Origin of the sequence: Natronococcus roseus (assembly GCF_043677095.1) — an archaeon.
GTDB classification, from domain to species: Archaea; Halobacteriota; Halobacteria; order Halobacteriales; family Natrialbaceae; genus Natronococcus; species Natronococcus roseus.
Genome location: NZ_JBHLJR010000006.1, coordinates 17,980 through 30,088, shown reverse-complemented (window position 1 = coordinate 30,088; position 12,109 = coordinate 17,980). Strand labels below are relative to the sequence as shown.

Here is a 12,109-nt window from a genome sequence, read left to right as displayed (position 1 = left end):
TATTTTCTAATATATCTAATTCGGCTCATTAGCTGTAATTCGAGCTGTTTTGGCGCTCTTCGAGTTCTCTATAGCACTATCCTGTAAACTACTGATTAGCTGATTCTACGCCTCTAGCGTACGTATTTCTTAGTTATGAGTATATAGTAGATGCAATCCAAGAGAGAGTTAGAGTTAATCAGATACTGGTATCAATCACAGAGAGTACCCTCGAGCCACCACCTCGAGAACTCCGAACAACCACCGCTAAAACGACAGAATGAACCACGCGCGAAAAGAGCCGACCGCCGACGCCTACCCTCGAGCGCCCCGATACCGATGCAGCGCCCACACCGCGACGGACGCGAGTCCCGCGACCAGCGCGGGCCAGCGGTCGCTGCTCAGGTAGAGTCCGCCCGCGGGCGGACGGTAGTCGAGCAGGGGCCAGAAGACCGCGTAGGCCTGGCCCGACGGCGTGATGAGCGCGACGTCCAGTACGTGGTGGGAGGCGGCGCCGAGCAAGAAGAGCGCGAACGCCTGGCGGCGATACTCGGGCGCGAGCAACAGCGCCGTCAGCAGGCCGAGCAGAATCGTCCCCCCGAGGGTGTGCAGCGGCGCCCAGGAGAAGGGGATCCCCAGCAGGTACTGCATCAGGCCGTCGGGGAGGAAGATCTCGGCTTTCACGAAGTCCGGCGCGAGCGCCCCGACCATGACGATCGTGACGTGGGCCGGCCCCATCCAGTCGTAGCGGAAGGCCAGCACCATCCCCAGCACGTAGCCCGCCAGCACGTGGGTGAGGACGTCAGCCACCGCGATCACCTCCCGCGGGCGCCTCGAGGGCGTCGTCGGTCCGCCCGCGGCTGTCCTCGGCGGCCGAGTCACTGGATTCACCACGCGACCGCGCACGCTCGCGCGGAACGAACGCGAGTCGCTCGAGGTCGAACCGCCAGTCTCGAAGTACGCGGCCGACGACGAGCAGGCCGCCGAGCAACGAGATCAGCATCATGTACCGCGTGTCGCCGGGCTCCTGAACGGTCGCCCGCTCCGCGGCGAGGGTGTCCTCGTCCTCGAGCGTCCCGGAGGCGGTGACCTGGTCGCCGACCTCGAGGGGGTCGTCGGTGTTCTGGACGGCGGCATCGGCCTCAAGCACCGTGAACTGGCCGTAACCACTCGCGCGCGTCGCGATGACCACCGGGTCCGTTTCGACGACCTCGCCGCCGAGGACGACCTCCTCGCCGAGGTAGCCGGTCCGATCGTTAGGTACCTCGGTCTCGTCGGGGAGTTCGCTCTCCATCGGCTCGGCGGGGCTGGCGCCGGCCCAGACGATCAGCCCGGCGAGGGCCACGACGACGAGCCCGATCGCGGCGAGGCGAACGCCCTGCCCGAACGGCTCTCGGCTCGACATTCGGTTCACTCGCGGGGGCGACTCGGCATAGGCGTTGCGCTCTCCTCGCCGAAGCGCGCCCGGAGCCGCCGACGGATCGGGGGCGATTCGAGGGTGCGCCAGCCGACGACGGCGCCGACGGTGCCGACCAGGGAGAGCAGCGCCCGCGTGCTGGCCGCGTCGACGAGAACTGCGAGGACGCCGGTCCCGATCGCCGCGAGAAACGCTCGCCAGGGGTCGCCGCGGGCGAACCAGGCAATCACACCGAGGTATGCGAGGGCGAGGACGACCGACGCGGGGACGTCGACGAGGTAGTGGATCCCGAGTGCGAGGCGGGCGAAGCTGACGACGGTAACCACCGCGCTGGCGGCGAGCAACCGCCGGACGCGGGTGCTGTGGGTCGTCCACAGCGCGAGCGCACCCCAGGTACTTACCGCCGCCATGACGTGGCCGCTGGGAAAGCCGTGCTCGCTCGAGGACACCGCGTGTAGACTGGGGTCGGTTCGGGGGAGCGCGAATGCCCCCTTGACCAGAACGACGAACGCGAGCCCGCCGAGCGTGACCGCGAGGACGTACGCGGTTCGATCGGAACAGAGCGGTCGCCCGTCGGGAACTCCCGCCCGAAGCGTTCGGCCGACGTCCTGAAGGTAGAACGCGCCGAGCACGGGAACGAGCAGCGTCAGCTTCCCGGGGTAGGAGAGCGCGACGAACAGCAGCGTCGTCCACTCGGGGAGAAACTCGCGGAGGAGTTCGGTCGCGCCGACGCTGCGGCTCATACCGCAAGGCGGGACGCCACCGGGTAAACGGTTCGCGTTTCAGTCGCGCGCGGGCGTTCGAGACACAACTCTCGTCGAAAAGTCGATCGACTGGTTAGAACGGGAACAGCGAGTCGGCGTCGGGATCGCGCTCGAGCAGCTCGATCTCGTGGCCGTCGACTGCCACCTTTTTCGTCGCTCGTTCCCGTCGCTTCCGGTGTGAGCGACCGTCTCTCGGTCGAAAATCTGGACCAAAAACGACCTAGAACGGGAACAGCGAGTCGGCGTCGGGATCGCGCTCGAGCAGCTCGATCTCGTGGCCGTCCTGGTCTTTCGTAAAGGCGTACATGTTGTCGTTGCTCTCGGGGTCGCGGTAGTCCGCCGCTTCGCGGGTTATGAGCTGGTCCCAGTCCTCTTCGAGGTCGTCCATGCGGACACAGAGGTGGCCCCAGGCGTCGCCGAAGTCGTAGCTGCGGCCATCGTAGTTGTAGGTGAGTTCGACGGCCATCGCCTCCTCGCCGGCGTCCTCGGGTTTCATGAAGTAGTTCGCGAACGAGTCCGACTCCCAGCGGCCGGTGTGTTCGTACTCGAACTTGCGGGTCCAGAAGCCGAGTGCGTCGTCGGCGTCCTCGACGCGGATCATGGTGTGGTCGAGCGACCAGGTCGCGCCCTGGTCGGGGTCGCGCTGGACGATCTCGACCTCGTGGCCGTCGGGGTCCTTCACGAAGGCGTAGCGGCCGCCACAGGACTCGGGGTCCCGATAGTCGTCGACGCCCTCGTCCATCAGCTGCTCGTAGTGTTCCTCGAGTTCGTCCTCCGGCACTCGCACGGCGATGTGGCCCCAGGCGTCGCCGACCTCGAGGTCGCCCTCGCCCTCGTTGTGAGTGAGCTCGAGCATCGCCTCGTCCTCGTGCATCTCCTCGGGACCGAGGTAGACGATGGTGAAGCCGTCGCCCTCGTGGCGGTCTTTCTCCTCGTACTCGAGGTGGGTCTGGTACCAGTCGAGCGATTCCTCGAGGTCGCCGACGCGAAGCATGACGTGATCGAGCGTGCCCTCCATATCCTGACCAACGCCGGGAAATCTCAAAAGCGTGGCGAAGCCGGCGGTCTACTCGCCGTCGTCGACCGACTCGGTCCCGTGAGCCCCGGCGTCGATGTCGACCGAGGACGCCTTCGGATCGACGCCCTTGCGCTTCGCGTCGAGTTCCGAGAGTCCGTAGACGAGTCCGACGAGGACGACGAATCCGATCGGCAGGAAGATCGCGGGCGAGAGCCCGAGGTAGCCGTACAGCAGGTAACAGAGGACCACGACGACCATGACGGTCGCGGCGTAGTAGAGCTGCGTTCGGACGTGGTCGATCAGGTCCGCCCCGGTGAACGTCGAGGACAGCACCGAGGTATCCGAGATCGGCGAGGTGTGGTCGCCGAAGATCGCCCCCGAGAAGACGGCACCGACGACGACGGGCATGAGATCGAACGAACCGGTCAGCTCGTAGACGACCTGGATCGTGATCGGCGTGACGATTCCCATCGTCGCCCACGACGACCCCATGGTGAACGCGACGAACGCCGCGACGAACAGGACGACGACCGGCAGCAGCTCGAGCGGGATCGCCTCGCCGACGTAGCCGGCGACGAAGTCGCCCGTTCCGAGGGCGTCCGCGACGTCGCTGATCGACCACGCGAGGACGAGGATCGTTACGGCGGTCACCATGAGTCGGAACCCGTCGAGAACGGTGTCGACGCCGTCGCCGAGATCGAAGAGATCGTAGACGACGCCGATCGCAATCGCGGCCGCGACCATGGCGAACGAGCCCCAGACCAGCGCGCCGGCGAAGTCGCCGGCGCCGACGATATCGACGAGCACCTGGAGGAGCCCCGCTTCGTCGGCGGCGGCGCCGATCGTCGTCGGGGCACCCTCCTCGGCCTGCTCGCCGGTCCAGGCCTCGTACCCGGTCCAGAACGCCCCCGCGAGGGTCACCGCGACGAGGACGACGACGGGCGCGAAGAACGTCCGCAGCATCGGGCGGTCGTCGATCGGCTTTCCGAGATCCTTCTCGACCTCCTGGAGCGGGGTGGCGTCCTCGCGGCTGACAAGTCCGTGCTTCCACGAACGGTGTTCGGCGTCGAGCATCTCGCCGAAGTCCCGTCGCGTGTAGACGATGATGCCGACCATCGCGATCGCCAGCAGCGCGTAGGTGTTGTACGGGATCGACCAGACGAACGTCTCGAACGCCGTCGGCGCCTCGCCGTCGACGCCGAGGTCCTCGTAGGCGCCCGCGATCAGCGAGAGCTGGAAGGCGACCCAGCTCGAGAGCCCGATCGTCGCCACGGGCGCAGCCGTCGAGTCGACGATGTAGGAGAGCTTCTCGCGGGAGATCCGGAACTGGTCGGAGATCTCGCGCATCGTGCTGCCGACGATCGCCGTGTTGGCGTAGTCGTCGAAGAACATGAGCAGCCCCAGGACCCAGGTCGTGAGCCCGACCGTGCGCTGGCTCTCCAGTCGTTCGGTCGCCCAGTTGCGAACGGCGGTCGCACCGCCGAGTCGCCAGATCAGCGCGACGCCCGAGCCGAGCAGGATAGTGAACAACAGGATCTGGACGTGGAACCCCTCGTCGGCGATGATCGCGCCGACGATCCAGTCGAACGTCTGTCCGATGCCGAGACTCTCGGTGTAGATGATCGCACCCGACCAGACGCCGAGGAACAGCGAGAGCATCGGCCGCCGCGTGACGACCGCGAGCACGATCGCGAGCAGCGGCGGTAACAACGATAACGCTCCGAACTCAGACATGATCGGACGTACATCGCTGAAGCTGATAATTCTGTTCCATCGAAATCGACAGCTGCCGAGCCACTACCGCCGCAGAATGAGCTTCAGTACGTCCTCGTCCTCGAGAACGTGATCCGTCCCGACCTGCTGTTCGTCGTGGGTCGCGCTGGGGCCGCTGACGCGGGCGAAGCGGAATCGCTCCTCCATCTCGCCGCCGAGCTTCTCGAGGGCCTCGCCGACGGTCGATCCTCCCTCGATCACGAGGGGTTCCTCCCAGTCGACACCCCGTCCCGGTTTGTCCATGTAGACCCGGATCAGCCCGAGGTTCTCCCAGATACGGTCCTTGAGCGCGTCGAGACCGCGTTCGGCCTCCGCGCTGATGAACGTCACTTCCTCCTCGGGGTCGAGCCCGCGCTCGCGCAGTTGCTCGTCGACCTGCTCCTTGTAGTCGGGCTCGATCAGATCGACCTTGTTGACGCAGGTGATCGACGGGATGTACTCCCGGTTCTCCATCAGCCCGTCGATCAGCCGGTCGATGGTGACGTTCTCCTGAAGGTTGAGATCGGCGTTGACGTAGCCCTGGTCGCGGAGCACGTCCGAGATCGTCTCCTCGTCTAAATCCTGGTCGGTGCTCGAGGTGATCTTGATTCCGTCTTTGATCTTCGGGCGCACCGTCACCCGCGGGGGGTCCTGGTCGACGCGGATGTTGATGTCGTACAGCTCCTCCTGGAGTCGGTCGTACTGGTCGATCTCGAACACCGAGAGTACGAAGATGATCAGGTCGGCGTTGCGGACGACCGCCAGCACCTGCTGTCCATCACCCTTCCCGGACGCCGCCCCTTCGATCAGTCCGGGGACGTCGAGCAGTTGGATGTTCGCCCCGCGGTGGTTGAGCATGCCCGGGTTGACGTCGAGCGTCGTGAACTCGTAGGAGCCCGTCTCGCTCTCGGCGTTGGTCAGCGAGTTCAACAGCGACGACTTACCGACGCTCGGAAAGCCGACGAGCGCGACCGTCGCGTCGCCGTGTTTTTCCACGGAGTAGCCGCCGCCACCCCCCGAACCCGACTGCTGGTTCTCGAGTTTCTCCTTCTTCTCGGCGAGCTTGGACTTCAGCCGACCGAGGTGGGCCTCGGTCGACTTGTTGTAGGGCGTGTTGGCGATCTCCTCTTCGATCTCCTCGATATCGTCCTCGAGCCCCATTTGTCTGTACTCAACCGGGCGGACCGAAAAACGCTTTCCATGCGACCCGCACTCCGGCTTCGACCGACCGTCCTCGAAGCTCGTAACCACCGAAATGTACCATCCGGTTTCAGCACGATCGACGATGAAGTTCGACACCCATAAACGGTCGGCAGCGGTAGCGTCGCACAGAGATGCCGGAACCGGCACAGCTGCGAGACAGCACCCAGATCGTGCTTCCCTGCGAAACCCTCGAGGGCCTCGAGTCGCGCCTCGACGAGGAGTTCACCGTCACCGTCGTTTCCGAAGACGACGATCGCTGCCGGATCATCGGGAGTCCCGTTGAGATCACGGACGTAAGCGAGTTCCTCACTCGTCGCGGTGTCGTCGTTCAGTAGCCGACACACCGACGCTCGCAGGACAGCGGAACCTACGCGGGCTATCGCTCGGGGTGTGTCGGCGCGTCGAACCCGCCCCGAACCAGCGGTTTCGCGACGTGGCGGCGCGCACACGGCGGCACCTCGTACCATCCCTCTTCGAGCTCGCGCTCGAGCGCCACTGTCTCCTTCTTCGCCTCGGCGGTCTTGCAGTCGCGGCACCGATACCCCTGATTTCGCCCGGCGCTCTCCATTCGACGCCCGCAGTCGGGGCAGGTCGGCGTGACGCGTTCGGTCTCGACGCGCTCCCGAAGAGCGAACTTCTCGAGCTTGAGGGTCCCTCGTGAAACCTCCCCACAGACCGTGAGCCGGTCGCCGACCCGCAGCGCTCGCACCCGGTCGCGGAACCGCTTCGTCGGCTCGAAGGCGGCGCACTCGAGCGACGGCCGTTCGTCCCGGTCGCGGTCGTCGCCGAGTCCCTCGAGGGTGACGAAGACGTGACCGCCCCGCTTGGTTTCGGGCTCGCTCGCGACCCGTCCGTCGACCCGGTAGGCCCGTCCGTCCCGAACCGATCCGAGCGATCCATCCCGAAGGTGGACGTCCGTTCCCTGATTGGTGACGAACAGCTGACTCGAGGCGACGCGTTCGCTCTCGATTCCCTCGGCGACCCGGCCGATTGCGTCGGGGTCGTCGCCCCGAATGCCGTACAGGATCGGACCGGGCGTGTGAGGAACGCAGACCGTTTCTTCCTCGCCGCGATCGACGGTGTCCCAGACTCTCGGATACTCGCGGTCGGCCGCGACGAAGACGCTCTTCGCGTCGACCTCGCGGGGTGTTCCCCACCGATCCGACTGCCGGTAGGCGATCCGCTCGGAGGTCCACTCCTCGAGTTCGTTCCAGGCGCCGATCGCGGCGAGGGCGCCGATCCGGCCGCGGCCGTTGCCGGCGTGCCACGCGCGGTAGCCGTGGCCGTCGATCAGGGTCGCCGCGTCGGCTCGCTCGAGGTGGCTCCGAATCGCTCGCCGGGTGAACGCGCTCACGTCGTCGGGCGTTTCGCCCGGTGAGTGGTCGGCGACGACCAGCCCGGGATGGGTTCGCTCGTCGGCCGTTTCGGCAAGGCGCTCGAGTTCCTCGCGAGCGATTTCGAACGCAGTTGCAGAAGCGCAGTCGGTGTGAATCGCCGGCGCGGCGTTGCCGCGGGTCTTGTACTCGACGGCGGGGTTGAGCCGAACGAGGACTAGCCGCGACACCGACGCACCCGAGCGTTCCAGTCGCTCGGCGATCGTCTTCGCGACGTACGTCGTACACATTCCGCGCTCGCGGGAGTCGGTATCGTCGAGCCCGACGACGGTCATCAACCGAGGGTAGCCGGGCCACTGAGTAACCGCTTTCGGACCCCGACGCCGAATTCCGATCGTATAAAAGCGTACCTCTCCAATTCCCGGCGAATCGCCACCCTGCGGGCGGGGATCCGCGGGACAACACTGATATAGATGGGCTCACTTACAATCCCCTATGTCCCGCTCGGCACTGGTCGGCAACGTTACCGCGATGCTAGAGGACGCGGGATTCGTGGTCAGCGACCGGTGTGCGATTCGCCCAAAGAGCTTCGACATCGCCGCCCGTCGCGGCGACAACCTGTTGCTCGTCAAAATTCTGGGCAACATCGACGCTTTCAATGAAGAGACCGGTCACGAGATGCGACGCCTGGGTACCTACCTGCAGGCGACGCCGCTGATGATCGGCCTGCGCAGCCGAGACGAGGATCTCAAACCCGACGTCACCTACTTCCGCCACGGCGTCCCCGTCCTCAGCCCCGACACGGCGTACAACCTGTTCATCGAGGACGTTCCCCCGCTGATCTACGCGGCGCCCGGTGGACTGTACGTTAACATCGACGGCGACCTGCTGGCCGACGAACGCGAGGGTCACGAACTAAGCCTCGGACAGCTCGCCAGCCAGCTCGGCGTCTCCCGACGGACGGTCTCGAAGTACGAGGACGGGATGAACGCCTCCGTCGAAATCGCGATGGCACTGGAAGAGCTGTTCGACGCGTCCCTGACCAGCCCCGTCGACGTCCTCGAGGGCGCCGACGAGGTTCACGAGAGCGAGGCGACCCCGGAAGATCCCGACGCCGATCCGACCGACGAACAGGTCGTCGCCGTCCTGACGCGAGCCGGCTACCGAGTCCATCCTACTGTCCGCTCCCCGTTCAAAGCCGTCAGCGAGGACGAGGGCGACAGCGGCGTCGTCCTCACCGGCCACTCGGAGTTCACCGAGGCCGCCGAGAAGCGGGCCCGGATCATGAGTTCGATCGGCCGCGTTACCCGTACACAGTCGGTGTACGTCGTCGACCGCGCGAAACAGGAGTCCGTCGACGGCACCGCCCTCGTCGAACGCGAGGAGCTCGAGGAGCTCCGCGACGCGGACGATCTCCGCGCGGTGATCCGCGAGCGGGCCGAGCGCGAGGAGGCCGTCTGAGAGGCGATCCGGAACGACGGTCGATGTCGCCCGTCGGAGCCGGACTGCACGCTGTCCTCGAGCCGATCGGTCGGAATCCTCACTGTCGTGTACTTTTGTGCTCACCTGGAGACGACTCGAGTTAGATTTCGGAGTCCCGACGACGTCGGCTCGATGGCAGAGACGACGTCTCCGAATTCGCTTGCGTTTACGTAAACGGAAACGTTTCCACAACCGTCGACTGTCGAACCGGACGCTCGAGCGACTCGGAGCGATCAGTTCCGGCGCAGGGAGCCGGCCGAGAAATTCCCGGGATCGATCCGGCGACTCTCGGGTTCGTACTCGATGACACCTGCGTCCGCCAGCCGCGGGAGATGGGCGTGGTGAAGCGTGACTGCGACTTGTTCGACGGACGGTCTCTCCTCGCCGTCGGCCTTGAGTTCGGCTTCGCGGTTCGCGATCGCGACGGCCAGTTCGTCGAGCCCGAACGGCTCGGTGTACTCGGCGAGGATCTCGAGTGCGACCCGACGTCGATCCGACACGAGGAGTTCGTGACGATCGCGTTCGGATAGCTCGACCCTCCCTACACGCCTATCGGCCGCGTCGTTCGAGGTTCGAACCATTTCGTAATCACCTGGGCTTGATTCACTCGACGAGTCGTTCGACCGTAAGGAGGGACTAGAACCACTTAGGGCGAGTTCGGGCGAAAGCCGACGAGAGCTCCGGTTCCGGCTGGGACTTCCCGCCGAACTCGAACGCGTGGCTCCATCGACGGAACATTGATACGTGAAAGCACGGTACACGGAGCGATGCGATCGGAATCGCTAACCGACGCGCTCCGGGAGACGCTCGCGGTTTTCGACGGATCGGGCGAGCCCCGGACGACCCCCGAGGTAGCAGAACGGCTCGAGTTGGGTCGGCGGAGCACGTACGCCAGACTGGAGCGACTCGCCGAGCGGGAGTGCCTCGAGACGAAGAAGGTCGGCGCGAACGCTCGAGTCTGGTGGCGGTCGTCGCCGAGCGACGAGGCGACCCCGACGGAGCCGTCGGCGGAGGAGAGGACGGCGAGCACCGACTCCGACCGGCAGGGTCGACGACGCTGGCGATCGCGATCGACGCTCGAGGAGGAGATCAGGCGGATCAGCGACGGGTTCTTCGCGGTCGACGACGAGTGGCGGCTCACGTACGTCAACGACGTCGCCGCGGCGATGGTCGACGGAACCGAAGCGGAGGCGCTCGGCCAGCGGCTGTGGGACGCGGTTCCGGGACTGGTCGGGACCACGTTCGAGACCGCCTACCGGGAGGCGATGGAAACCCAGCAGGCGAACTCCGTCGAGGCGTACTTCCCGCCTCTCGAGGGCTGGTACCGGGACATCGTCCACCCGTCGCCGTCGGGGCTGTCGATCTACTTTACCGACGTCACCGAACGCAAGGCCCGCGAGCGGACCCTGGAACGATACGAACGCATCGTCGAAACGGTCGGCGACGGAATTTACGTACTCGACGGCGACGATCGGTTCACGTTCGTCAACAACGCGTTCGTCTCGATGACGAGGTACGGCCGCGAGGAACTGCTCGGGAGCTCCGCCGGGCTCGTGTTCGGCGACGAGTTCGAGGAGACTGCGACCGAACTCGAGTCGACGAACCGGAGCGTCGGCGTCCTCGAGGAGCGGCTACACGGCGCCGACGGCGAGTCGTTCGTCGTCGAGAGACGGTTCAGTCGGCTCGAACTCGAGGACGGCGAGCGCGGACGCGTCGGCGTCGTCCGCGACGTCACCGACCGCGTCGAGTACGAGCGGGAGCTCGAACACCAGCGCGAGCAGCTCGCGGCGGTGACCAGCCTCGGCGAGGTCGCACGCGAGATCGTCCACGCCATCATCGGACAGCCGACTCGCGAGGGTATCGAGGAAACGGTCTGTGAGAACCTCGCGAACTCCGATTCGTACCTGTTCGCCTGGATCGGGGAGGTCGACACCGCGACCCGGACCGTGGATCTTCGAGCCGAAGCCGGCGTCGAGGGCTACCTCGACGAGACCACGATCTCGGTCGATCCGAACGACGACCGGAGTCGAGGACCTACCGGACGGGCGTTTCGGTTCGGCGAGGTGCAGACGACGCGGGACGTCGATTCCGATCCACGGTACGAGCCCTGGCAGGACCACATCGAACCCTACGGGGTTCAGTCCTCAGCGGCGATCCCGATCACTCACGAAGGTGCCATCTACGGCGTGTTGAACGTTTACGCGGAGCGTCCGTACGCCTTCGAGGGGCAGGAGGGAAGGCAGATCACGCAGCTCGGCGAGGTCATCGGTCACGCGATCGCCGCCGCCGAGCGCAAGCAGTCGCTGTTGAGCGACGACCTCGTCGAACTCGAGTTTCGAATTCAGAACGTCTTCGCCGGACTCGACAGTCCGAACGAGATGCCGGGACGAATTACGTTCGAACACACGATCCCGATCGGTGAGAACGAGTTTCTCGTCTACGGCACTGCCACGCCGGATGCGATCGACACCGTCCGGAACCTCGGTGAGACACACGATGGGGAGGTGGACGTTACAGTCCACTCGGAGGCAACTCCTCCCGGGTTCGAACTTCGTGTAACCGATCCACCGGTACTCTCTGTCATCGCTGCTCTCAGCGGATACGTCGATAGCGCGTCGATCGAGGACGGTGACTATCGGTTGACGATCCACCTCGCGCCGAGCGTCGACGTTCACCGCGTCGTCGACGCCGTCGAGTCGGCGTACCCGGACGCCGAGCTGCACTGTCACCGTCAGATCACGCGACCGCCGGACGATCCGCGACCCGTGCAACGCCGTCTCGCGGGCGAGCTTACGGATCGGCAACACGCCGTCCTCTCCGCGGCGTACTACGCGGGGTTCTTCGAGTGGCCCCGCGAGAAGTCCGCGGCGGAGCTCGCGGACTCGCTCGACATCGCGTCGCCGACGTTCCATCAGCACCTTCGGAAGGGTGAGCGGAAGGTATTCGACTCGCTGTTTTCGCCGCCGGACGAGCCGGAGGAGCGGTCGTAAACGGCTTGAGGGGCGGGTTGCAGGATGTGCTCTCTCCTCGAGCCACGATCCTTCTGCTCACGACACACCCCGATTTCTTTTCAGGACAGATCAGGTCGTTCCAAACTACCAAGGTATAGAAACTATCCTCTTGGGGATATTTTGATTCCACATGGACAGATATATTAGCT

Annotated in this window: 11 protein-coding genes; 3 read left to right on the top strand and 8 right to left on the bottom strand. The window is 65.4% G+C overall.

Features of this window, described 5'->3' with window-relative positions; translation table 11 throughout:
* Positions 1-294: 294 nt before the first annotated feature.
* The 6 genes from ACFEMD_RS16375 to ACFEMD_RS16350 form a co-directional block, all read right to left on the bottom strand.
* A complete protein-coding gene (locus tag ACFEMD_RS16375; RefSeq protein WP_394742294.1) occupies positions 295-798 on the bottom strand; it encodes a metal-dependent hydrolase in 504 nt (167 codons plus the stop codon).
* Positions 782-1,384: a hypothetical protein gene (locus ACFEMD_RS16370; protein ID WP_394742292.1), complete on the bottom strand. Its 603-nt coding sequence runs from the start codon at positions 1,382-1,384 to the stop codon at positions 782-784. The genes ACFEMD_RS16375 and ACFEMD_RS16370 overlap by 17 nt, the downstream gene beginning before the upstream one ends.
* 5 nt (positions 1,385-1,389) lie before the next feature.
* Complete coding sequence (locus ACFEMD_RS16365) at positions 1,390-2,139, bottom strand: phosphatase PAP2 family protein (RefSeq protein ID WP_394742291.1); 750 nt, start codon at positions 2,137-2,139, stop codon at positions 1,390-1,392.
* A gap of 241 nt (positions 2,140-2,380) precedes the next feature.
* The gene (locus ACFEMD_RS16360) at positions 2,381-3,178 is read right to left on the bottom strand and encodes a VOC family protein (RefSeq protein WP_394742289.1); all 798 of its coding nucleotides are present in this window, start codon (positions 3,176-3,178) and stop codon (positions 2,381-2,383) included.
* Between the two features lie 48 nt (positions 3,179-3,226).
* Positions 3,227-4,912, bottom strand: coding sequence for a Na+/H+ antiporter NhaC family protein (locus ACFEMD_RS16355; RefSeq protein WP_394742288.1), 1,686 nt, complete (start codon positions 4,910-4,912; stop codon positions 3,227-3,229).
* Between the two features lie 63 nt (positions 4,913-4,975).
* Complete coding sequence (locus ACFEMD_RS16350) at positions 4,976-6,091, bottom strand: OBG GTPase family GTP-binding protein (protein ID WP_394742287.1); 1,116 nt, start codon at positions 6,089-6,091, stop codon at positions 4,976-4,978.
* Between the two features lie 173 nt (positions 6,092-6,264).
* Between ACFEMD_RS16350 and ACFEMD_RS16345 the strand changes: the two genes are divergently transcribed.
* Positions 6,265-6,468: a VNG_1110C family protein gene (locus ACFEMD_RS16345; RefSeq protein ID WP_394742285.1), complete on the top strand. Its 204-nt coding sequence runs from the start codon at positions 6,265-6,267 to the stop codon at positions 6,466-6,468.
* A 41-nt stretch (positions 6,469-6,509) separates the two neighbouring features.
* Here the strand turns inward: ACFEMD_RS16345 and ACFEMD_RS16340 are convergent, their stop codons facing one another.
* The gene (locus ACFEMD_RS16340) at positions 6,510-7,802 is read right to left on the bottom strand and encodes a TiaS agmantine-binding domain-containing protein (RefSeq protein WP_394742284.1); all 1,293 of its coding nucleotides are present in this window, start codon (positions 7,800-7,802) and stop codon (positions 6,510-6,512) included.
* 160 nt (positions 7,803-7,962) lie between these two features.
* Here ACFEMD_RS16340 and ACFEMD_RS16335 point away from each other — a divergent pair, with 160 nt between their 5' ends.
* Positions 7,963-8,928 (top strand): transcriptional regulator, encoded by a 966-nt coding sequence (locus tag ACFEMD_RS16335; protein WP_394742283.1) that lies wholly within the window; start codon positions 7,963-7,965, stop codon positions 8,926-8,928.
* A 254-nt stretch (positions 8,929-9,182) separates the two neighbouring features.
* Here ACFEMD_RS16335 and ACFEMD_RS16330 read toward each other — a convergent pair whose 3' ends face one another.
* A complete protein-coding gene (locus tag ACFEMD_RS16330) occupies positions 9,183-9,449 on the bottom strand; it encodes a DUF7344 domain-containing protein (RefSeq protein ID WP_394742282.1) in 267 nt (88 codons plus the stop codon).
* Between the two features lie 267 nt (positions 9,450-9,716).
* On the opposite strand from ACFEMD_RS16330, the gene ACFEMD_RS16325 reads away from it, so the two are divergent.
* Positions 9,717-11,939: a bacterio-opsin activator domain-containing protein gene (locus tag ACFEMD_RS16325; protein ID WP_394742281.1), complete on the top strand. Its 2,223-nt coding sequence runs from the start codon at positions 9,717-9,719 to the stop codon at positions 11,937-11,939.
* Positions 11,940-12,109: the final 170 nt, after the last annotated feature.